This window comes from Pedobacter sp. L105 (assembly GCF_009765875.1).
Lineage (GTDB): Bacteria > Bacteroidota > Bacteroidia > Sphingobacteriales > Sphingobacteriaceae > Pedobacter.
On sequence record NZ_LMUP01000004.1, the window covers coordinates 1215322 to 1237984 of the forward strand.

General features: G+C 40.9%; 19 protein-coding genes and 2 tRNA genes. 18 read left to right on the forward strand and 3 right to left on the reverse strand.

The window, feature by feature from the left end:
* Window positions 1-48: 48 nt before the first annotated feature.
* Window positions 49-801, reverse strand: coding sequence for an SDR family NAD(P)-dependent oxidoreductase (locus GSQ84_RS10435; RefSeq protein ID WP_158797150.1), 753 nt, complete (start codon window positions 799-801; stop codon window positions 49-51).
* A 147-nt stretch (window positions 802-948) separates the two neighbouring features.
* Entirely contained in the window at window positions 949-2358 is a 1410-nt protein-coding gene (locus tag GSQ84_RS10440; protein ID WP_158797151.1) for a sugar MFS transporter, read from the reverse strand.
* A gap of 181 nt (window positions 2359-2539) precedes the next feature.
* On the opposite strand from GSQ84_RS10440, the gene GSQ84_RS10445 reads away from it, so the two are divergent.
* The 18 genes from GSQ84_RS10445 to msrB all read left to right on the forward strand — a co-directional run bounded on the left by GSQ84_RS10445 (window position 2540) and on the right by msrB (window position 21813).
* A complete protein-coding gene (locus tag GSQ84_RS10445; RefSeq protein ID WP_158797152.1) occupies window positions 2540-2887 on the forward strand; it encodes a diacylglycerol kinase family protein in 348 nt (115 codons plus the stop codon).
* A gap of 1 nt (window position 2888) precedes the next feature.
* Complete coding sequence (recO, locus tag GSQ84_RS10450; RefSeq protein WP_158797153.1) at window positions 2889-3614, forward strand: DNA repair protein RecO; 726 nt, start codon at window positions 2889-2891, stop codon at window positions 3612-3614.
* Window positions 3615-3722: 108 nt separating this feature from the next.
* A tRNA-Val gene (locus tag GSQ84_RS10455) sits at window positions 3723-3797 on the forward strand.
* Window positions 3798-3880: 83 nt separating this feature from the next.
* Window positions 3881-3958: transfer RNA gene (locus tag GSQ84_RS10460), tRNA-Val, on the forward strand.
* A 224-nt stretch (window positions 3959-4182) separates the two neighbouring features.
* Window positions 4183-4752 (forward strand): RNA polymerase sigma factor, encoded by a 570-nt coding sequence (locus tag GSQ84_RS10465; RefSeq protein ID WP_158797154.1) that lies wholly within the window; start codon window positions 4183-4185, stop codon window positions 4750-4752.
* Between the two features lie 102 nt (window positions 4753-4854).
* A complete protein-coding gene (locus tag GSQ84_RS10470) occupies window positions 4855-5976 on the forward strand; it encodes a FecR family protein (protein WP_158797155.1) in 1122 nt (373 codons plus the stop codon).
* A gap of 245 nt (window positions 5977-6221) precedes the next feature.
* Window positions 6222-9446: a SusC/RagA family TonB-linked outer membrane protein gene (locus GSQ84_RS10475; RefSeq protein ID WP_254070824.1), complete on the forward strand. Its 3225-nt coding sequence runs from the start codon at window positions 6222-6224 to the stop codon at window positions 9444-9446.
* 12 nt (window positions 9447-9458) lie between these two features.
* Complete coding sequence (locus tag GSQ84_RS10480) at window positions 9459-10901, forward strand: RagB/SusD family nutrient uptake outer membrane protein (protein WP_158797157.1); 1443 nt, start codon at window positions 9459-9461, stop codon at window positions 10899-10901.
* Window positions 10902-10963: 62 nt separating this feature from the next.
* On the forward strand, window positions 10964-12151 hold the full coding sequence (locus tag GSQ84_RS10485; RefSeq protein ID WP_158797158.1) for a TlpA disulfide reductase family protein: 1188 nt from the start codon (window positions 10964-10966) through the stop codon (window positions 12149-12151).
* A gap of 16 nt (window positions 12152-12167) precedes the next feature.
* A complete protein-coding gene (locus tag GSQ84_RS10490) occupies window positions 12168-13295 on the forward strand; it encodes a TlpA disulfide reductase family protein (protein ID WP_158797159.1) in 1128 nt (375 codons plus the stop codon).
* A 233-nt stretch (window positions 13296-13528) separates the two neighbouring features.
* Entirely contained in the window at window positions 13529-14320 is a 792-nt protein-coding gene (locus GSQ84_RS10495; RefSeq protein ID WP_158797160.1) for an SDR family NAD(P)-dependent oxidoreductase, read from the forward strand.
* A 75-nt stretch (window positions 14321-14395) separates the two neighbouring features.
* Window positions 14396-15313, forward strand: coding sequence for an AraC family transcriptional regulator (locus GSQ84_RS10500; protein ID WP_158797161.1), 918 nt, complete (start codon window positions 14396-14398; stop codon window positions 15311-15313).
* A gap of 210 nt (window positions 15314-15523) precedes the next feature.
* On the forward strand, window positions 15524-16216 hold the full coding sequence (locus GSQ84_RS10505; RefSeq protein WP_158797162.1) for a response regulator transcription factor: 693 nt from the start codon (window positions 15524-15526) through the stop codon (window positions 16214-16216).
* Between the two features lie 2 nt (window positions 16217-16218).
* Window positions 16219-17685 (forward strand): HAMP domain-containing sensor histidine kinase, encoded by a 1467-nt coding sequence (locus GSQ84_RS10510; protein ID WP_158797163.1) that lies wholly within the window; start codon window positions 16219-16221, stop codon window positions 17683-17685.
* 86 nt (window positions 17686-17771) lie between these two features.
* Window positions 17772-19469: a protein-disulfide reductase DsbD gene (locus GSQ84_RS10515; protein WP_158797164.1), complete on the forward strand. Its 1698-nt coding sequence runs from the start codon at window positions 17772-17774 to the stop codon at window positions 19467-19469.
* 8 nt (window positions 19470-19477) lie between these two features.
* Complete coding sequence (locus GSQ84_RS10520) at window positions 19478-20596, forward strand: TlpA disulfide reductase family protein (protein WP_158797165.1); 1119 nt, start codon at window positions 19478-19480, stop codon at window positions 20594-20596.
* Between the two features lie 27 nt (window positions 20597-20623).
* The gene (gene msrA / locus GSQ84_RS10525) at window positions 20624-21283 is read left to right on the forward strand and encodes a peptide-methionine (S)-S-oxide reductase MsrA (RefSeq protein ID WP_158797166.1); all 660 of its coding nucleotides are present in this window, start codon (window positions 20624-20626) and stop codon (window positions 21281-21283) included.
* A 20-nt stretch (window positions 21284-21303) separates the two neighbouring features.
* Window positions 21304-21813, forward strand: coding sequence for a peptide-methionine (R)-S-oxide reductase MsrB (msrB, locus tag GSQ84_RS10530; RefSeq protein ID WP_158797167.1), 510 nt, complete (start codon window positions 21304-21306; stop codon window positions 21811-21813).
* A 124-nt stretch (window positions 21814-21937) separates the two neighbouring features.
* On the opposite strand, the gene GSQ84_RS10535 is transcribed toward msrB, so the two are convergent.
* Window positions 21938-22651 carry a DUF2278 family protein gene (locus tag GSQ84_RS10535; RefSeq protein ID WP_158797168.1) on the reverse strand — a complete coding sequence of 238 codons (714 nt, stop codon included), beginning with the start codon at window positions 22649-22651 and terminating at the stop codon, window positions 21938-21940.
* Between the last annotated feature and the right edge of the window lie 12 nt (window positions 22652-22663).

Sequence of the window (22663 nt, forward strand, 5' to 3'; positions counted from 1 at the left end):
CCGCCAAAGGTAAGCGTTAATTGATATATTTAAGTCTGCCTGGCCGAATTACTGTGCCAGCAGCCCACCATCGGCTGCATAATAGGTTCCTGTAACAAAGGATGCTTTATCTGAAGCCAGCCAAAGTACCAGTTCAGCAATTTCCTGTGATTCTCCTAAACGGCCGATTGGATGCAGTTTAATCAAGGCATCCATCTGACCATCATTCAAATGCTGAACCAGAAGAGGCGTTTTAATATAACCAGGTCCTACAGAATTAATTCTGATACCCTGATTAGCATATTCCAGTGCTGCTGCTTTCGTTAAGCCTACTACACCATGTTTAGCGGCAACATAAGCAGGAGATAGTTTTGTACCTACCTGTCCCAGTACAGAAGCCATATTGATAATGTTTCCACCTCCACTAGCTAGAATAGCAGGGATCTGGTAACGGAGTCCATAAAACACACCCGATAAATTCACCGCAATCACCTTATCCCAGCTCTCCGTAGGATATTCACCTGTTTGGGCAGCAGGACCACCTATACCTGCATTGTTCACTGCAATATCCAGCTTTCCAAAATGTTTAACAGTTTCAGCTACTAATTTTTCGTTCTCTTCAGGTTTTGACGTATCTGCTTTGATAAAAAAGGCATCCCCGCCTTCGCTTTTTATCAGTTCCACTACTTTATTTCCTCCTTCTTCATTGATGTCCGATACAACCACTTTAGCACCTTCCCGGGCAAATGTAATGGCTATGGCCTCACCTATTCCTGAACTTGCTCCTGTTACGATGGCTACTTTATTATCTAAGCTACTCATTATGATAAAAATTAAATGTTAAAACATCTATATAACGCAGGATAGTTCAGAAAAGTTTGCAGTTAATGTCAAAAAGAAGCAATGACATGACATAAAGAAGCCCCGGACAATTAATATCCGGGGCTCATCTATATTTTAGGTAATCAATTAGTGATTAGTCCTTACTGGTTTATCAATTGATACCTCTATCCTTTTCATACAATACAGTCCGAAGATTACAATATACAGGTAGCAGGCTGCCGGCAGAAAGAAAGAATTTTGAATGCCCACTGTATCGGCCAGACCGCCCTGGATCAAAGGCAGCAAGGCACCGCCCAATATCGCCATCACCAACAGGGACGAACCCTGGCTTACATATTTTCCCAGGCCTGAAATGGCAAGGGTATAGATATTGGAGAACATAATGGAGTTGAACAAGCCAATTCCCAGTATTGGATAAAGGGCCATGCTTCCTGTACTGAATACAGAGATCATCAGTAATACGATGTTCACTCCGGCAAACAACACCAGCGTGCGTGCAGGGGCCGATTTCCCAATCACAAAAGCAATAATATTCAATATAATAAACAGGATAAAGAAACTGGTTTGTGCAAAGGTGAGGTCAACAATACTGAATACCAGCAGATAAACTGCAGCAGCAGCTAAAATCATATAGATCAGTTTTTTTGCCTGCCCAATTCCACTTAAGGAAATAGCGCCGAGAAATCTTCCGATCATCGCTCCTCCCCAGTAAAGGGCCAGGTAATTTTTGCTTACGGTTTCCGGCAAGTTCATAATGTCTGCTTTAGACATAAAGCCGATCAGCAGACTTCCAATGCCTACTTCGGCACCTACATAACAGAAGATTCCGAAAATACCCATTTTTAACTGTGGAAATTTAAGTGCGCCTAAACCTCTTTCATCCGATTCTTCAGAGCTGAAAGAAGGCAATTTGACCATACTGATCACTACAGCGAGCGCCACCAGGATACCTGCAAAGATCAGGTAAGGAATGCGTGTCGAATCTGCCGTAACTTTTCCGTTGGTTAGAAAAAGGGTGAAGATCAGATGGCCACCCAACACAGGGGCAATGGTGGTACCGAATGAATTAAAAGCCTGGGTTAGGTTTAAACGGCTGGAGGCGCTTTCTTCAGGCCCCAATAGGGTAACATATGCATTTGCAGTGATCTGCAGAATAGTAAAACCTAAACCCAGCACAAATAATGCGGCCAGGAAAACACCATATACAGATAAACTTGCAGCAGGATAAAAAAGGCAGCAGCCAACAGCAGAAAGCAGCACCCCTGCAATAATTCCCTTTTTGTAACCAACCTTATTGATTGGATCACCTTTGTAATAAGATATCAGGAAATAGATCAATGAACCAATAAAATAAGCCCCAAAGAAGGCAAATTGCACCAGCATTGATTCCAGGAAAGTTAAACTGAACTGTACTTTTAGATGCGGGATTAAAATATCATTCATACACGTGATGAATCCCCACATGAAGAAAAGAAGTGTCATTGTAATCAATGGGATAACTGAACTGTTTTTTTTAACGGGAGTACTGATGGCCATGTTAATTAGGTATCTGGATTTAATTTAATGGGTTTGTTTTACTTATAAGGTAAATGGTATAACAAGCAAATAAACAGTTTAGTCGACTAATAATTGTGTTGATTAGGTAAAAAATTGACAATACGAGGTAAAAAACCAGATATTAGTTTTAATTTATAAGTTTGAGCAATCATTTAATACCATGCGAAGGTTAATCAAAAGTTTTGGATACGCTTTATCAGGAGTTGCTTATACCACAAAAACACAGCTGAATTTTCAGATCCATCTGGTAGCGGTTTTATTGGTCGGCGCCGCTGGCTGGTATTTTCATTTAGCGGTCGGCGAATGGTTGTGGGTTATACTGGCTATCGGGCTCGTATTGGTTGCAGAACTGTTAAATACAGCCATCGAAATTCTGGTTGACCTGGTATCTCCTGGTTTTAATGAACAGGCAGGTAGGGTAAAAGACGTAGCAGCAGGGGCAGTAGTGATCGCGGCTATCATTGCAGTAGTAATCGGCGCGCTTATTTTTATTCCGAAATTCATCTGACATGCTGCACAAAACCCGTGGTATCGTTTTAAAAACAACCTTATATAGCGAGAGCAGTGTAGTGGTACAGATATTTACGGCGAAATTTGGTATACAATCTTACCTGGTAAATGGCGTTAAAAGGCCTAAGGCAAAAATCAGGATGAACATGCTGCAGCCCCTGCACCTGGTAGATATGGTAGTTTATCATAAACCCAATTCAGGTATACAGCGTATTTCTGAGCTCAGGCCATCTCCCGTATTTCGGAGCATACCCTATGATATTTTAAAAAGTACTATCATTTTATTCTTAAACGAGGTATTGTATAAGAGCATCCGTCAGCAAAATGCCGATGAGAATATTTTTGATTATATATTTAACGCGGTTTCGTGGTTTGATGAAACTGAAGAAGCCAATGCCAGCTTCCACCTTGCCTTTTTACTAAAACTCTCCCGTTTTCTGGGTTTCGCCCCCAGCACACAGACAAAAAGTGATCAAAGCTATTTTGATTTGCAGGAAGGAGAATTTAAGTCGCTCCCCCCTTTACACCCTTATTTTATTGAGAAAACAGCTGCAGGATTGTTCATTGCACTCTTCACCACTCCCTTTGAAAAATTAGGTGAAATAAAAATGGACAATATGACAAGAAGGCTCATTTTAGATAAAATACTGATTTACTACACCTTGCACACAGCTTCGTTCGGGGAAATTAAATCACATCAGGTGCTGGAAGATGTCTTATCATAAAAATATCAGAAATGTTTTGGAGTTTTAATTTAGAGGTGTATATTTGCACTCCCAACAACAGGGAATAGCTTACTCAGCTAGCTTTACAGTAAAAAGAGTAGAATCAAGGGGAGATTAGCTCAGCTGGTTCAGAGCACCTGCCTTACAAGCAGGGGGTCACTGGTTCGAACCCAGTATCTCCCACTAATAAAGCCCTTCAGATTCCTTTGAGGGGTTTTTATTTAAACCACAGCAGTCATGCTGGTATCAAAAATGGCAGAACCAAAGGGAGATTAGCTCAGCTGGTTCAGAGCACCTGCCTTACAAGCAGGGGGTCACTGGTTCGAACCCAGTATCTCCCACCAAAGGGGAATTAAAATTCTCCAAAACCTGTAAATTTCATGATTTACAGGTTTTCATGTTTATAAGGCTTTTCAATTTAGCTGACCAGCCTGTTTTTTCAATTTCTTAAGCCGGTGTTCAGCGATTGGTCACTGACGAGATCCTCCTGTTAAAATATGTCTTTTCCTGAATTAACTTTGTGTTAGATTAATGCTAATTAATTACATTCGTAATGTAATTGAAACCCATGCCCGATTTTAAAAAGCTTTCTGACTTAGAGTTGATCTCGCTTTTTAAAGAAGGAGACAGAAGGGCTTATGAAGAGATTTACTTCCGTTATTGGGCAATTCTCTTTGGTCATGCTTCAAAGATGCTTGGTAATGAAGAAGATGCGCAGGACCTTGTTCAGGATGTGTTCTCAGTTTTTTGGTTAAACGGCGCACAGGTAACTATTACACATTCTTTACCAGCATATTTATATTCCATGATGCGTTACAAAATATTTGATCAGATTTCTCATAAGAAAGTCAAAGACAATTATTTATTGTCTTTAGCAAATTTTATGGAAAAGAATGAATATAGTACCGACTTCAGAGTCAGAGAAAAGCAGATGGAGGCCATCATTGCCAAAGAAGTCGCAGCTTTACCCGCAAAGATGAGGGAAGTTTTTGAATTAAGCCGAAAAGCTAACTATTCTTACCGTGAAATAGCAGTAGAATTAGGTATTTCTGAAAATACCGTAAAAAATCAAATCAACAATGCCTTAAAAATCCTCAGATCGAAATTAGGCGCTTCAATTTTTATATTTTTATTTTAAAATAATAGGATATAAAAAAATAATTCGATTTTTTTTCATTTTATCTAGTAGTAACATCTTAGCTAACCGACTTGTTGTTATAATGCCATCATACAAGTAGCAATGAATAAAGATAAAGCTGAAGATCTGATAAAAAAATATCTTACCGGGGAGACCACTCCGGAAGAAGAAGCTTTACTTGAAAACTGGTATGATCTAACTGCCCTTGGTCAAGCTAATGAGCAGATCTCTCCGGATTATGCAACTATTGAAAAGAAAATATTAACTGCACTCAGGAACCAACAACAACCTGTACCAGTTAGGAGATTATGGCCTCGTTACGCCGCCGCCGCATCTATTTTAGCACTGCTGACGGCTGGATTGTTCTATTATAAATCCACGCAGCGTGATGCCCCGCTGCTGATCGTTCAAAAAGACATTCATCCAGGTGGAAATAATGCTATTCTAACCTTAGCTAATGGAAAAAAGATCGCATTGAATGCCCTAAATAACGGTAACATTATTACCACGGGTAATATCACCATTTCTAAGAACGCTAACGGACAGATTACTTATCAGACAAGCAATACCCAACCATCGACCACCGAGGTAACTGATAATACCATTACTACGCCCAAGGGTGGGCAATGGCGTGTTATTCTTTCCGATGGCACCAATGTTTGGCTGAATGCCAGTTCTGAGATCACTTATCCGCAAATATTTAAGGGTGCAGAAAGAATAGTAAGAATTAAAGGAGAGGCCTATTTTGAGGTGGCTAAAGATAAGGAACACCCATTTATAGTCAAATGTGATCAACAGGAAGTGAAAGTTTTTGGAACCCACTTTAATATTAACAGTTATAGCGACGAACCTGTCGTTAAAACAACCTTGCTTGAGGGCTCCGTTCAGGTTTCGGCAAATGATCAAAAGCTGGTTATTACACCTGGTGAACAGGCAATTAAAGATATAGGCGGGCATATTACAGCGAAACCGGCAGATCTGGAGGAGGTGATGGCCTGGAAAAACAACTCATTTCATTTTGAAAATACCGATGTAAAAACGCTGATGCGGCAGATAGCCCGATGGTATGACATTGAAGTGAAATACGAAGGCCAGGTAACAGGAAATAAATTTGCCGGCGAACTGCGCCGCGATACCAATCTCGCTAATGTATTGAAGATTTTTGAGCAAGGCGGAATTCATTTTAGGATGGAAGGCAGGATATTAATAGTAACAGCCAATTAGATTGACAATGATTTATAAAACTTTTAATCCATAAGCCTATGTAATATTGAAAATTACTTATTAAAACGGGTACCAAAAAAAACCGGAAGTGCTGAAACACTCCCGGCCAATAATTTGGGTCACCTTATAAACTCTTGCAACAGAACTTCTTTCACTCACCCAAACATGACAAAAGTATGCATTTAAACTTTTGCAGGGAAACTTATGTAAAAAGTAGATACCCTGCACCTCAATTCATTTTAGCGATGAAACTCACGATATTGATCACTACCATCGCTTTTCTTCAGGTTTCTGCCAGTACGTTCGCTCAGAGAATATCTCTGAAAGGCAACGAAATCTCATTGACGAAAGCGCTGCAAAGCATTAAAAAACAAAGTGGTTATGCTTTGTTTTTTAACAACACCCTTGTTGAAGAGGCAGGCTCCTTTAAGATCAATCTTAAGGATGCCACCCTTGATCAGGCCTTGAGCGAAGTATTGAAAGACAAGCCTTTTACCTACACCATTATTGATAAAACAATAGTGATAAAGGAAAAGCCTGAAGATATGTTTACCAAAGTCATGAAATACCTGGCTATCCCAATTACGATTCATGGAAAAGTAGTCGACGAGAAGGGTTTACCCATACCTGGCGCTACTGTGTTTTTAAAAGACAGGAGCCAGGCCAGCACAACAGATGTAAATGGTCGTTTTTTTCTTCAGCACGTAAATGAAAAAGCTATCGTTGTGATCAGCTCCATAGGTTATGCCACCAAAGAACTGAATGCACAGGCAGATATGGGTACCATTTCTTTAGAGGTAAGTAACGCTAAACTGGATGAAGTGGTTGTAGTTGGTTATGAAACCACTACCCGCCGTTTAAGCACAGGATCTGTTAGCCAGGTTAAAGGTACCGAACTTGATCAGCAACCGATATCAAATCCGATATTGGGTTTGGAAGGCCGCGTTCCCGGTGCTTTTATTACACAATCTGCGGGTTACGCCGGTGCTCCGATCACTGTATTGATCAGGGGACAAAACAGCCTTCAGTCAACCACAAACAACTTTACAGCCCCCTTGTATGTTGTTGACGGTATTCCCTTCAATAGTACACCTGTTGAGCAAAGCGCAGGCGGGTTTGGCACAACTGCATTTAGCCCTTTAAACACTTTAGATCCCACGCAGATTGAAACTATTGACATCTTAAAAGATGCAGATGCAACAGCGATTTATGGTTCCAGGGGAGCCAATGGTGTGGTGCTCATCACTACAAAAAAAGGTAAAGCAGGTAACACAAGGGTGAATGCTGACATCAGCAGCGGTTTTGGTGATGTATCGAACAAAATAAAAATGTTGGGTACAGAACAGTATTTGAATATCAGGCGACAAGCATTTGCAAACGATGGTGTAACACCAACAGTTGCCAACGCACCTGATCTTTTGTTATGGAATCAGCAAGCCTATACTAATTTCCCGAACCTGTTGATGGGTAATACACAACATCAAACCAAGGCCACATTTGACTTATCAGGCGGGGATCAGTATACTCAATTCATGCTGGGCGGGAACTTTCGCCACGAGTCGACTGTTTTGGACGCAAACACAGCCGACGATGCTGATCAGTTTCATATGAACATACAGCACCATAGTCATGATAACAAATTTGGCATAACTGCCTCTGTGAATTACAACATTGATGACAATACCATTCCGAGTTATAATATAAATTATACCAACTACGGTATAGCACCGAACTATCCGCTATATAATAGTAATGGCAGCTTATATTTTGGTACGGGTTATACGAACCCGCTGGCGGCGTTCAATGGCACCTATAACTTAAAGTCTACCAACATGGTTTCTAATATGAGCATGCATTATATGGTGATACCGGGGCTCGATATTAAAGTTAACGGAGGTTATAACTACGACAATGTTTTCTCCACTACTATAACACCACCGTCCGCCAGTAATCCAATCTTCAATTATTCACCCACTACAGTGATGAGTAATAATTATATCAAAACCTATATTCTTGAACCGCAGGTCAATTACACCCACACCTGGGGAAAGAGCAGGTTAACAGCAATCGTAGGAGGTACCTGGCAGGAAACACAATATGTACAGCCTTATTTTGTGTTAGGGACTTTTACCAATATACAGCTGGCAACAAGTTTATCGTCCTTAAATATCCTGTCAAAATCATCAGCCTATACTGATTTCAGGTACGATTCACGCTTTGCCCGCTTAGAATACGAATGGGATGGGAAGTACCTGGCCAGTGGAAACTTTCGCCGTGATGGCTCTTCCCGATTCGGTGACGATAAACCATACGGAAACTTTGGCAGTGGTGCTTTAGCCTGGATATTCTCCAAAGAAAACTTCATTACCGCCAACCTGCCCTGGTTAAGTTTTGGTAAATTAAAAACGAGTTATGGTACAGTAGGTAATGATAAATCACTATTAGATTATTCCTATTTGAGTACTTATGCCGCAGGTCAACCTTATGGCCCAACCTCCAGCCTTGCACCATCGCGCATTCAAAACCAAAGTCTGCAATGGGAAGAAACCACTAAGCTGGATGCTGCCCTGGAGTTAGGATTTATACACGACAGGATATTCTTCTCGGCCGACGTTTACCGTAATCGTACAAGTCACTTACTGGCAAGCACGGCGATACCAACGCAAACTGGTTTTGGTAGTTATAGCGGCAACCTGCCCGATGGCGCAGTAGTGCAAAATCAAGGTCTTGAGTTAGAGCTGTCAACCGTAAATATCAAGAACAAAGGTTTTACCTGGACCACATCATTTAACTTCACGGCTCCTCAAAACAAGTTATTGTCATTCCCTAACTTACTTTCCTCAAGTTATGCAAACTCGCTGGTAGTTGGACAACCGCTTAACTTGCGTACGGTTTACCATTTCACAGGTTTTGTTAACGGTATAGCTACTGCACAGGATGTAAATGGCGATGGCGTTATCACTTCCGGTATAGCAGCCAACGGAAAAGGTGATTACATTATAGATGGCAGCAGCGATCCTAAATTCTATGGTGGTTTGGATAATACCTTTTCATACAAGGGCTTTCAGTTCAACTTCCTGTTCCAATTTGTAAAGAGAACAGCCACCCGTGGCGACCAGAACTTTGTTGCCTATCCGGGCTTAGGGTATAATATACCAGTGTCTTATCTGGATGTTCCACTTAAATATTCAGCTACATCAGGCAGTGCCGCAACTAATGCGTTTAATTATTACCAGGGGTCGGATGCTGCGGTTCAGGACGCTTCATTTATTCGTTTAAAAAATGTATCACTTGCTTATAATGTTCCGGCAATGTGGGCCAAAAAGCTAAAAATGTCAGCGCTGCAATTTTACCTGCACGGGCAAAACCTGCTCACTTTTACCAAATATAAAGGCCTTGACCCCGAAACATTATCAACCCAATTACCAACTTTAAGAATGATGGTAGCAGGTATAAAAACAACTTTTTAAGAGATGATCGATATGAAAAAAAATATAAAAAATATTTGCCTCCATCATTTTAAAAATGGTGTGGCTCACCAATCATTATTGCTGATTATCGGGCTAATCGTTTTAAGCTTTTTTAACAGCTGTAAGAAATTAACAGAAGCCAATCCGCCTGGCGCACAATTAGTAACGACCAACGTTTTTAAAGATTCTGTAACCGTACAATCGGCAATAGCGGGAATGTATCTTGTTTTTGCGCCAACGGGCACTGGCTCTGCTTATCGCCTTACTTTATCTACATTGCCAGCTTTCAGTGCAGATGAAATGCAATTTGTAGGTAATACCTTTGATACATTTATTAACAATGGTCTAATCTCTAACGATGGCAACGTTGCCAGCATCTGGAATAACTCCTATAGCGCAATTTACAATGCGAATAGCATTATTGAAGGTATAGCAACATCGAGTAATCTATCGGTGAGGTTCCAAAACCAGGCGCTTGCAGAAGCCAGATTTATACGCGCCTTTTCTTATTTTTACCTGGTAAACCTATTTGGAGACGTTCCTTTGGTTTTATCCACCAATGTCAGTCAAAATAGCACCTTACCAAAAACCCCGGTAGCTGACATTTATAAACAGATCACTGCCGACCTAAAATTTGCACAAAGCAACTTACCGAGTGATTATTCTATTTCGGCAGGTACCAGAACCAGGGCCAATAAATGGATAGCCACAGCAATGCTGGCAAGAGTAGACTTATACACCTCAAACTGGGCAGATGCCGAAACACAGGCAACGACTGTGATTAACAATTCATTATTTACTTTACCTACAGACCTGACCAAAGTTTTTACGCCAACCAGTACAGAAGCTATATGGCAGCTTTACAATGATCAAAGCGGATATACTGTTTACGCCAGTATTGTATTGCCCAGTCAGTTAACCAAAATACCCGCCTATGTGTTAAATCCCGACCTCGTTAGTCATTTTGAAGTGGGAGATGCTCGTAAAACCAATTGGACCAACACATTGGTATATGGTGGAGTAACCTATACTTATCCTTATAAATATAAAAGTGTGACAAGTGGTGCCAATGCTGAGTATTACACTATTTTGAGACTTGCGGAGCAGTACCTGATACGGGCAGAAGCACGCGCCAACCAAAATAATGTAAGTGGTGCAGTGGCAGATATTAATATTATCCGGGCCAGGGCGAGAATTACACCTAATGCCCTACCCGATTACCAGACCACCATTAGCAAAGACGCCTGCCTTGCAGCCATCGCACAAGAACGCAGAATAGAATTCAATTGCGAGTGGGGACACCGCTGGTTGGATTTGAAACGTACAGGAACTGTTAATGCAGTTATCGGTGCGCTGAAGCCAACATTTTGGAAACCTTCGGCTGCCTTATATCCTATTCCGTCAGCACAAACATTGCTCGACAATAACTTAACCCAAAACCCGGGTTATAATTAATCACTATGATCAGCTATCCTCTTCGGATGGCTGATCATTTTTCTTTGTTTAATCATCAAAATATGAAAGATATCATAAGGGCAACTATGCCCCACCAATCGGTTATCAAAAAAATTGATAAGCAATTGCTTCTCATAGCGGTCACCCTCCTAGTCGTATTTAATACGGCCCGGGCCCAGCAAAAATTTATGATTAACGGTAAGATTGATGGTTTCACCAAAGAGATGAAGGTAAAGCTTACTTACCATAACGATAAACAGTTTGTAAGTGATTCAGTCCTTACCAGGGATGGCAGTTTCACTTTGCAGGGAACAATTACACGACCGTTTAAAGCGTCGATTTTAATTTTGCCGACCGAGCCTGTGCCACCTTCAAAACCTGGCCAGCCAGCCGTTAATTATGATTATCACCAATTTTACCTGGCTGGAGGAACAACTACAATAAACGGTAAAAATCTGGCTTCAGCAGTAATCGATAATCCGGTACAAAAAGAATATGCCGATTTACAAAATCAGTTACAGCCTATTTCAAAAATGATCTCCGATAAAAATGTAGAACTGCATAAACATAAAACCAATAGAGATTCGGTGAGTATAGTTAAAGAGCAGCGGCAAATTTTTATTGACAAATATTTTGATATCAATCTGAAATTTGTTGAACAGCATCCGGACTCTTACGTTGCCTTTGATGTTGTAGCGGCAAATTCAGTTGTGATCGATCATCCTGACGGATTCCAGGCTATGCTAAATGCTTTGTCGCCACGATTTAAAAAATCGCCCGACTTTGAAAAAATGTCTAAAGCGGTTGTATTGGTTAAAAAATTTGCTATTGGGCAGCCCATTATGGAATTCACCCAAAATGATGAGAATGGCAAACCTATTTCACTGGCATCGTTAAAAGGCAAATATGTACTCGTTGATTTCTGGGCAAGCTGGTGCGGCCCATGTCGTGCAGAATACCCATACATTCATAAAGCATACGATCAGTTTAAAGACAAAAATTTTGAAGTGATCGGCATTTCGCTGGATAATAAAAAAGAACTATGGGTAAACTCGATCAAAGACAACCATTTCGATTGGGTAGAAGTATGTGATTTGAAAGGCCGACAAAACGATGTGGCAGTTGCTTATGGCATAACGGCTATCCCTCAAAGTTTCCTGGTAGATCCGAATGGTATCATCATCGCTAAAAACCTGCGTGGCGACGACCTGATTGAAAAACTAAAAGAAGTGATTAAAATTCAGAATTAATATTAAACAAAATCAAATGAAAAAGATAATAACACTGGCTTTAGCCGCATTGCCATTTATTGGCCTGGCGCAAAAAGCAGATTTTATAGTAAAAGCCAAAGTAGCAAATGCAACAGAAGCCAATATTGGACATTTATTATACTACAAGGGTACTACTCCGGTTTACCTTAATGCTAAACTTGAAAATGGCGAATACGTGTTTAAAGGAACCGAAGCTTACCCAATGGTTGCCACTTTTTTTCTTGATGATCATGGGATAGGTTATAGTAAAGGATTTCAGGATAAATTAGGCCTCTGCCTTGAGAATGGAACAATCAATATATCGGTAACCGATTCCGTTAAGTATGGCAAAATTTCAGGTGGCCCGTATAATAAAGATTATCAGCAGTATAAAGCTTTTGTGGCACCCGCCACCACCCTGGCTGACCGGCTGAATGGGGAGATTGTTATGGGCAATGACAAAAAAGTACCAAAAGAGCAAATGGATGCATGGAGAAGCCAAATGAAACTTGCAGTTGAAGCCTGGAGCCAGCGCAATATTGAATACGTAAAGAAATATCCAAATTCGTACTCCAGCATCATGGCAATTTCATACGTTTCCGGTTCTCATCCAGATTTAACGGTAGTGAAACCATTATATAATATTTTGCCGGCATCATTAAAAGAAACTATACCTGCACAGGAACTTAACAAAAGGCTTATTGCTGTACAAAGTACAAAGGTAGGTGAGTTTGCGCCATTATTTACCCAGAATGACACTTCGGGCAAAGCCGTAAGTTTAAAAGATTTTCGCGGAAAATATGTGCTTTTAGACTTTTGGGCTTCGTGGTGTGGTCCCTGCCGTGCAGAAAATCCTAACTATGTGAAAAATTATAAAGCCTACCATGATAAAGGATTTGAAATGCTGGGTGTATCATTTGACAAACAGGGTGATAAACAAAAATGGATAGACGCCATTCATAAAGATGGATTGTTATGGACCCAGGTATCAGACCTGCAATATTGGGGAAGTGCCGTAGGAAAGCTTTATGACATAAGGGCTATCCCGCAAAATTACCTGATCGACCCAAAAGGTAAAATCATCGCAATTGGTTTACGGGGAGACGAGCTGAGTAAAAAATTAGGTGAGATTTTCGCCAATTAACAACTTGATAAATATTCAGTGAACTGTAATACCTGATCAGCTAATTTTTGCAGGATAATTTACCATTAGTTCACACCATTAAAACCGTCTTCCTGGTCAGGAAAACGGTTTTTTTATTCATTAGGTTTCCTGCTACATCCATTTCTCATTTTGGCTAATGAATTCCTCATTAAAGCTAAAAACAACAAAAACAATCTGCTGACATTTGTTGTACTAAACAAAATATAGAATCCATGGAAAATCAACATGAAACTTCAAACAACGGTGCTGCCCAGGCAAATCATAAACCTGTAGCGCTGATTACCGGTGCCAACCAGGGTATAGGCTTCCAGGTAGCAACAGAACTTGTAGAAAACGGCTTCACCGTACTTGTAGGTTCACGCAATCTTGCCAATGGCGAAACTGCTGCAAAAACGATAGGACCTGATGCCCACGCTATTCATATCGACGTTACTGATCACGCTTCTATAGCAGCAGCAGCACAACGGGTGCGCCAGGAATTTGGCCGCCTTGATCTATTGGTAAACAATGCGGCTATTTCACACGCAGGAAAACCGGGCAGAACACTCGAAGATATTCAGAAAACAAGCAAAGCGAGCATTGCATCTGTAGATGAGGTACGTACAGTATGGGAGACTAATGTGTTTGGCGTACTGGCTGTTACACAAGCCATGCTTCCAATTCTTCTTGAAGCGCCGGCGGCGCGAATTGTAAATGTAGGCAGCGGTGTAGGCTCACTTACTTTAAACGCAGATCCTAAATTTCCTTATCGCGCAGGTTACGGCGTCGCTTATGCTGGCTCTAAAACCGCTCTTAACGCTATCACACTTGCATTTGCTATTGAACTCGAACCAACAAATGTTAAAATTGAAGTTGCAAGTCCTGGCTTCACTTCAACGGCACTCAATAATTTCCAGGGCACAGATACCGTTGAGGAAGGTTCCCGTAACATTGTACGTGCGGCCCTCGGTCAAAACGACCCAAACAGTTTGTTCACTAGCCCAAGCGGACCAACGCCCTGGTAAATCTCCAAATTGCTAACATCAATTATAACCGGTAAATAAGAATTTTATCGGTTATAATTGTATTAAATTTTCAATATGAAAAAGGAAGAAGCTGCTTATCACAAATTTGATTCTTTATCCGATGTACACCGTGCCTTTGGCCTGCCGATGCCAGTGCACCCGTTGATAAGTTTTATAGATAATAGCGCTAACCAAATTGAAGTCGATAAATTACCGCAGTCCCATGTCCTTAATTTTTATAAAATCTCCTATAGAATAAAACAAAGCGGAAAATTAAAATATGGCCAGAGTTATTATGATTTCGATGAGGGTAGTTTAATGTTTGCCTCTCCAGGTCAATTGATTGGTCGTTATAAAGACTCCGGGGAAAGTTTAGGATATACTTTGCTGGTACATCCCGACTTCTTTCAGACTTACCCTTTAGCAAAAAAAATAAGGCAATATGGTTTTTTTGCTTACTCCGCCAATGAAGCATTACACTTGTCTGATAATGAAAAAACAACCCTGATGTCTATTTTTAAAATAATTGAAACCGAATTAAACAGCCGGATAGACGACTTTAGTCAGGATGTAATTGTTTCTCAGATAGAAGTATTGCTGAACTATGCTAACCGCTTTTATAAGCGCCAGTTTATTACACGCAAAGCAGTTAACAATGATTTATTAGAAAAGCTGGAGGAAGTTTTAGAAGAGTATTTCAGCAGCGAAAAACCCCTGAGTAAGGGAATACCAACTGTGCAGTATCTTTCAGAGCATTTAAATATTTCCCCAAGTTATCTGAGTGATATGCTGCGCTCCTTAACCGGACAAAACGCACAGCAGCATATACACCATAAACTCATAGAAATGGCGAAAGAAAAGCTATCGACTACAACTTTATCGATCAGTGAAGTTGCTTATGTGTTAGGCTTTGAACATTCGTCATCATTTAACCGGTTATTCAAAAGTAAAACCAACGTTACACCTCTGGAATTTCGCGCTTCCTTTAGTTAAGAGTTGATCTCAATTTCAAAAACGTCGATCAAAAAATGTGTAAAATTTGAGTTAGTAAGAAAAACCACTGATAAAGGGTTTATAATACTTTGTTTATGCTTAGATAAACCGGGCGACAAGAAAAATTTTCTTCGGAGAAAACGGTTAATTAGTCAGGGATGAAATCAGTTTAAGATTCTTAATTCATTACCTTTGAAGACATTTTATTCCATGAAAAACATTCTGCTTGTTGAAGATGATCCTGAGATCGTTAAGCTGTTACAGTTGCATTATAAAGAACCTAATTATCTGCTTACCGCTACAAATAGTGGCAAAATTGGTTTGGAAAAGGCGCTTAGTGGTAATTTTGACCTGATCATACTAGACCTGACGCTGCCGGATCTGGATGGCATGGAAATTTGTAAGGGTATCAGAGAGCATAAGGTGTCCAGTGCTATTTTAATGCTGACCTCCAAATCTGAAGAAATTGATAAGGTGTTAGCCCTTGAACTGGGAGCAGATGATTATGTAACCAAACCCTTTGGGGTCAGGGAATTGATGGCCCGCTCTAAAGCATTGATCAGAAGGGCTGAACAAGTACCGCAAAATGTTCCCGAACAGGCAAAGGAAATTATAGTGAAGGACCTGGTTATCGACCGGAACCTGAGAAAGGCTTCACTGAAAGGCACACGGCTTGACCTTACCCCAAAAGAGTTTGATCTTTTACTCCTGCTGGCTACCAATCCGGGAAAGTCCTTTACCCGCCAGGAACTGCTGGAACAGGTTTGGGGTTATACCTTTTCAGGTTATGAACACACCGTCACCGCACACATTAACCGTTTAAGGATAAAGATTGAGACCGAACTGGATCAGCCGGAATATATATTAACCAGCTGGGGTGTAGGTTATAGATTTATAGGATGAAAATGAGATCAACAGGCATATTTTCCCGTATCGGGTCATTTGTATTCTTTGTGATTACGGCATTAGGTGTATTGTTCGTGGTCATTACCTATACGGCAACCAGCGAATATTACCAGGCGAGTACGCAGCTGCTAAACAAAGATATAGCAGAACATATTGCCAAACTTTCTGCCCCTTTTAGCCGGGAAGGCATTAATAAGAAAAAGGCAGACTCTGTTTTTTATAATACCATGATCATCAGCCCGAATACGGAGGTTTATTTTTTGGATACGGCGGGAAAGGTGATGTATTATCACGCCCTGGATTCGCTGATCAAACAAAGGCAGGTACCGCTGGATAATATCAAAACCTATTTAAGCGACCCTACCCATGAGATCAAAAATACCGACCCCAGGGACCCCAGTACAGCTAAAATATTTTCCGCTTCACCGGTTTTAATTGGTAATCAGAAGATTGGTTATATCTATGTGATCCTCGCCAGCAGGGAATACCGGAACGTAGCCGAGTTTGTCTTTAAATCACGTGTTGGCGGATGGGCCACCAAGGTTTTCTTTATCATCATTCTTGCTACGGTGATTTTTAGCCTTTTATATGCCTCCCGCTTACAAAAGCGATTTAATCACGTTGTTAATGTACTGGATAGGTTTAAAGAAGGTGACCTCAACGTAAGGTTCAATATCGGCACAAAGGATGAGTTCTTTCCTATTGCCGATGCCTTTAACAAGATGGTGGCCATGCTGGATAGCAATTTTTCGCGGCTCAAATTGCTGGAAGATGAGCGGAAGACTTTCCTGGCCAATATATCGCACGACCTGCGTACCCCGCTTGCTGTGGCACGCGGTTATACCGAAACGCTGTTAATGGAGAATACTGCTGGCAGCAAAGAGCAGTCAACCTATCTGGATATGATCTTAAACAAGATCATGCAGGTAGAAAAGTTGGTGTTACAGCTTTTTGAGCTTTCTAAAATGGAATCGGTAAACTTTACACCTCAAAAAGAGCCCTTTGTACTTTCTGAGATATTACAGGAAATTATCAAAGGGGCCGAGTTCCAGGCAAGACAGAAGAATATTCAGATCACCTGCGAAAACTGTGAGGACAATGCACTGGTTAATGCCGACATCAGTATGATAGAACGGGTTTTACAAAATCTACTGGAGAATGCAGTAAAATATACAGATGTTAATGGACAGATCCGGGTGAGCCTTTCGCGCGAGCAGGAGAAACTGATCATCCACCTGGAGAACAGCGGAAAGTTGTTATCGGCGGAAGTGCTGAACTGGATCAATCACAGTACGGACGAGGATATCATGCACAGACCTAAGCAAACCGGCCTTGGGCTGGCTCTTGTAAAGCGGATATTACGCCTTCACCATTTCCCATTCGAAGCGGGAAGCAGGAATGAACAGCTTAATTACTTCGTTATCCGTATGGATCTATATAAAAAACCGGCAAAGAAGATAGGATAAACGGAGGATATGTTATACTTCTGTGATAACTCGTAACAGGTAAATGAGCGTACTTTGGAGACATAAAGTTTTCAATTATACTCAAGATGTCAACACAAAAAAATCACCTCAAAAAACTGCCCTTTCTATTGCTGGTTTTGTTTTCTTTACTGACTGTACAGGTAAGGGCAAATACCGCGCAACAGGTAGCAGATACAGTAAGCTCTGCCGGTCTGGAGTTTACCCCTATAAACACGGATACATCGGTAACGCCGGCAAAAACTGTCGTTAAGGTAACAAAAACAGATCGGGCAGCAGGCAATGTTGCTGTAGCAAACAGCCCGGTAAAAGCAACACTCAGTTTGTGGACCATCTTCATTGCAGGATTTGCAGGCGGGCTTGCCGCTTTATTGTTACCCTGTATTTTTCCAATGCTGCCGCTTACCGTAGGCTTTTTCACCAAAAGACATGCTAACCCTAAAAAGGGGATTTTGGATGCAGCCATTTACGGTCTCTCTATTATCCTGATCTATGTTGGTTTGGGCATGCTGATCACCGTTCTTTTTGGAGCAGACGCTTTGAACGCCCTTTCCACCAATGGCATCTTTAATTTCGTGTTTTTCCTGCTGCTGGTTGTATTTGCATCCTCATTTTTTGGAGCTTTTGAGATTACCTTACCTAATAAATGGGCGAATAAGGCGGAAGAAAATACAGATAGAAAAGGATTTGCCGGTATATTTTTTATGGCTGCCGCCCTTGCCCTGGTTTCTTTCAGCTGCACAGGCCCAATTATCGGCACGCTGCTGGTACAGGCTGCGACTTCGGGAGCACGACTGGGCCCTGCGGTTGGAATGCTGGGATTTTCTATTGCACTATCCTTCCCTTTTGTATTGTTTGCGCTTTTCCCATCGTGGTTAAACAATCTGCCTAAATCGGGAGGCTGGCTAAACAGTGTTAAGGTTTTCCTCGGTTTTCTGGAGCTTGCACTTTCCTTAAAGTTCCTGAGCAATGTAGATCTGACTTATCACTGGCATCTTTTTGACAGGGAAGTATTCCTGGTGTTATGGATAGTAATTGCCCTTTTAACCGGCTTTTATCTATTGGGTAAGTTAAAGTTCAGCCATGATTCTGATGTAACTTACCTCTCTGTACCGAGGTTATTCCTGGCAATTATTGTGTTATCTTTTTCAATATATATGGTACCGGGTTTATGGGGTGCCCCTTTAAAATCAATAGCGGCCTTTCTTCCTCCGCAGTCCAGCCAGGATTTTGATCTTTACACACCAACGCTATCCGCTGGCGGCACAACCAGCCTGCAAAATACAACAGCTGATCAAACACCACACAAGTATGCCAGCCTTTTCGACAAACCTCTGGGTTTAAATCCCTTTTTTGATTACAAGGAAGGTGTAGCTTACGCCCAAAAGATACATAAACCTGTTATCATAGATTTTACCGGACATGCTTGTGTAAACTGCCGTAAAATGGAGGCAGCAGTATGGCCGGACAAAAAAGTGTTCCCGCTGTTAAAAGACAGTTATGTATTGATACAGCTCTACGTGGATGACAAGACTGAATTACCAGTAAGCGAACAATATACCAGCACTTTCAGCCACCGGAAAATTACTACCATCGGTGCTTTAAACAGCGATATTCAGGCTACCCGGTTCAATACCAATTCACAGCCCTATTATGTATTGCTGAACCCTGTTACAGAAAAACCCCTGGTAACGCCTCAGGGTGCAGATTATGATCCTGCAAATTATTATAGCTACTTAGAATCAGGCATCAACTTATTTAAATAACAAAGAAAATGAACAACAAAACAACGATATCCGGCTTATTGGTAATAGGCACCCTATTGTTTTCCTGCAAGGACAACAATACATTCAGCATCACCGGCACCCTAAAGAACCCCTCAAAATTAAAAACGGTTTATCTACTGCAGGCTGATAGTGCGGCCCAATATAAAGTAATTGATTCTGCCAGATTAACACAGGATGGCGGCTATAAATTTAAGCGCTCTGCGGCTTATGTTAATTTATATAAACTAAGAGCAGATACCAATCAGTTTGACCTGATTGCGCAAAATGGTGATGAGATTCAATTGAATACCGACCTAAATGATAGCCACCATGTTTATACCATTAGCGGATCGGAAGCTTCCGAAAAAATAAAAGCGTATAATGATTTCACCAAAGCTTATACCGAGAAAAACAATAAGGTGGCTGCAGAATTTGAAGCGAAGTCCAAAAATAATCAGCAGCAGTCGGATTCTTTACTGCATGTTTATATGCCCCTATTCCAAAAGAATATGACTGTCTATAGTGACATGGTTTTAAAATTCATTAGTGACAACAAAAACTCGCTAGCCGCTTTTGATGCAGCAAATGCACTCGATGTGGTTAAATACGAACCGCAGCTTATTGCTTATGCAGACGGGATCAATGGCGATCTAACCAAAAACCCGGCAGTACAAAATTTTATCAGGACAATGGCCAAGGCTAAACCTTTATCCATCGGTCATAAAGCACCGGACTTCACGATTAATTCCATCGATGGCAAGCCTGTAAAATTAGCCGACTACAAGGGTAAATATGTGATGATTGATTTCTGGGCTTCATGGTGTATTCCCTGCCGCCAGGAAAATCCAAATGTGGTAAAACAGTATCATCATTTTAAATCCAAAGGATTTGATGTTTTAGGCATATCCCTTGATAAGGAAAAGGGAGTATGGCAAAAGGCGGTTAATGCTGATCAGCTGGCCTGGACACAAACCTCAGATTTAACAAGCTTTGATGGCGCTGTAGAACAACTTTATCATATACAGGCCATCCCATCAAATTTCATTATTGACCCACAGGGAAATATAGTTGCCAAAAATATCAGGGGAGCGGAACTCGAAGCATTCCTGACTAAAACAATCCATTAAGTATAAAAGAACGTAAATTCAAAAAAAATGAAAAAGATCATTTGTTATATGCTGTTCACAGTAGCCACTGTTTATTCGGCATTTGCCTTATCCCCAAAAGGAAAAAACCCATCAAATTCAACAGGTATAAAAACTATCCCTCCTATCACTAAACATTTAGACACTGCAACACTGGCTACCGGTTGTTTCTGGTGCACAGAGGCTAAATTTAAAGAACTGCGTGGCGTGGTGAAAGTAACCGCAGGTTTCTCCGGAGGCCATACGGTTAACCCCACCTACGAACAGGTATGCACAGGTACTACCGGTCATGCCGAAGCATGTAATGTTGTTTTCGATCCAAAACAAATCACCTTTGACGAATTACTACAGGTCTTTTTTACGGATCACGATCCTACTCAATTAAACAGACAGGGAAATGATGTAGGAACGCAGTACCGCTCAGCTGTTTTTTATCACAATGCCGTTCAGAAACAAAAGGCAGAGTATTACATTAAAAGGATCAATGCTGAAAAAGCTTATCCAACACCGGTAGTTACACAAGTGGTGCCTTTTAAAGTATTTTATAAAGCAGAAGACTATCACCAAAACTATTTCAGCAAAAACGGAAGTGTTCCATATTGTAAATATGTGATACAACCAGAATTAGATAAGTTCAGGAAGGCTTTTGCCGATAAATTAAAAAAATAATATTATAAATAGATAACCCTATGAAATCATTAATCATTTTGTCAATCGCCATGCTGTTTACGCTAACCAGCGTTAATGCGCAACATCTTAAATCAGCCAAAGGACACGAAAACAATCCCTATTATTCCAATACGGATATGAAGAAGCTAAATGTTTCAGATGCGGAATGGAAAAAAATCCTTCCACCAGCACTATACGCTACTGCACGTGAGCAGGCTACCGAAAAGCCATTCACAGGTCAATATTGGAATGCCAATGCAAAAGGCACTTATTATTGCGCTGTTTGCGGCAACGAATTATTTAAGTCGGATGCCAAGTTTGCAAGTACCTGCGGGTGGCCAAGTTTTTTTGAACCGCTTCATAAAAACAGTGTCATCTATCACGAAGACCATTCTTACGGTATGGATCGTACAGAAGTAATCTGTGCCCGCTGCGGCTCTCACTTAGGCCATATCTTTGACGATGGACCGGCACCTACGCATAAAAGATATTGCATGAACTCTATATCGCTGGATTTTCAGCCGGATTAATCATTTATAGTATTCATTTTTGAATATATTCTTACTGCCTTTCGCGGTTTATCATATGAAGCCTGTATAAGATGTGATCTTTACAGGCTTCATGTTTAGGAGCTAAATGTGAAACTACCATCTGCTATTCAATCGGATTACCGTTATTATCAGTTTTAATCTCCTGCACCTGGAAACGAAAAAATAGCGCTACCCATTGATTGGCATTCCTGAAGTGAAAAAACAGTGCACCATCCTGATGAATACCATTATATTTTTCTTCCTGTCCGGAGTCACCCTGGTTCATATGAATATCGTGTATACCCAGAGAAGGATTGGGATTAAAATAATGCTGGGTATCCGGGTGGCCACCAGCCGCATTATCATCCCATCCTGACCCAAAAGCAAATACTTCTGCATCTGGATTATTGGTTGCTTTCTGTACCCAGGGACCAATATCATCGTTTAGATCATCACCAGGCCCAAGGGCACTTTTAGGCGTTACAATTTTCATTGAACCAATTGGAAAAAGAGCGGGGCTGGTTCTTAAGTAATCGAGGCAAATGGCCTGATCCATTGCCTTTTTGGCCGTAAATCCTGTACTCACCTGCAATATTTTATCGGTAAGGGGATGAGTAAAGTTTTCGTCTTTATAAAACATCACCATACGGTCGGTATCCAGCATAGTATTCCCGTCATGTGCATAATTTTTCTTTTCACCTGCAAACTGAGAGTAAACATCTACAGCTATACGATAGAGCTGATCAGCCTGAACTTCAATCTGAAAGTGGTCAGCACCACTCTTATAAGGGATCGAATTGATCACCTTCCCTCTTAGAACACCATAATTTACGGGCATAATCTATATTTA

Coding starts and splice junctions, on each gene's coding strand:
- GSQ84_RS10435 (WP_158797150.1), bottom strand. CDS start 801: ATGAGTAGCTTAGATAATAAAGTAGCCATCGTAACAGGAGCAAGTTCA.
- GSQ84_RS10440 (WP_158797151.1), bottom strand. CDS start 2,358: ATGGCCATCAGTACTCCCGTTAAAAAAAACAGTTCAGTTATCCCATTG.
- GSQ84_RS10445 (WP_158797152.1), top strand. CDS start 2,540: ATGCGAAGGTTAATCAAAAGTTTTGGATACGCTTTATCAGGAGTTGCT.
- recO (WP_158797153.1), top strand. CDS start 2,889: ATGCTGCACAAAACCCGTGGTATCGTTTTAAAAACAACCTTATATAGC.
- GSQ84_RS10465 (WP_158797154.1), top strand. CDS start 4,183: ATGCCCGATTTTAAAAAGCTTTCTGACTTAGAGTTGATCTCGCTTTTT.
- GSQ84_RS10470 (WP_158797155.1), top strand. CDS start 4,855: ATGAATAAAGATAAAGCTGAAGATCTGATAAAAAAATATCTTACCGGG.
- GSQ84_RS10475 (WP_254070824.1), top strand. CDS start 6,222: ATGAAACTCACGATATTGATCACTACCATCGCTTTTCTTCAGGTTTCT.
- GSQ84_RS10480 (WP_158797157.1), top strand. CDS start 9,459: ATGAAAAAAAATATAAAAAATATTTGCCTCCATCATTTTAAAAATGGT.
- GSQ84_RS10485 (WP_158797158.1), top strand. CDS start 10,964: ATGAAAGATATCATAAGGGCAACTATGCCCCACCAATCGGTTATCAAA.
- GSQ84_RS10490 (WP_158797159.1), top strand. CDS start 12,168: ATGAAAAAGATAATAACACTGGCTTTAGCCGCATTGCCATTTATTGGC.
- GSQ84_RS10495 (WP_158797160.1), top strand. CDS start 13,529: ATGGAAAATCAACATGAAACTTCAAACAACGGTGCTGCCCAGGCAAAT.
- GSQ84_RS10500 (WP_158797161.1), top strand. CDS start 14,396: ATGAAAAAGGAAGAAGCTGCTTATCACAAATTTGATTCTTTATCCGAT.
- GSQ84_RS10505 (WP_158797162.1), top strand. CDS start 15,524: ATGAAAAACATTCTGCTTGTTGAAGATGATCCTGAGATCGTTAAGCTG.
- GSQ84_RS10510 (WP_158797163.1), top strand. CDS start 16,219: ATGAGATCAACAGGCATATTTTCCCGTATCGGGTCATTTGTATTCTTT.
- GSQ84_RS10515 (WP_158797164.1), top strand. CDS start 17,772: ATGTCAACACAAAAAAATCACCTCAAAAAACTGCCCTTTCTATTGCTG.
- GSQ84_RS10520 (WP_158797165.1), top strand. CDS start 19,478: ATGAACAACAAAACAACGATATCCGGCTTATTGGTAATAGGCACCCTA.
- msrA (WP_158797166.1), top strand. CDS start 20,624: ATGAAAAAGATCATTTGTTATATGCTGTTCACAGTAGCCACTGTTTAT.
- msrB (WP_158797167.1), top strand. CDS start 21,304: ATGAAATCATTAATCATTTTGTCAATCGCCATGCTGTTTACGCTAACC.
- GSQ84_RS10535 (WP_158797168.1), bottom strand. CDS start 22,651: ATGCCCGTAAATTATGGTGTTCTAAGAGGGAAGGTGATCAATTCGATC.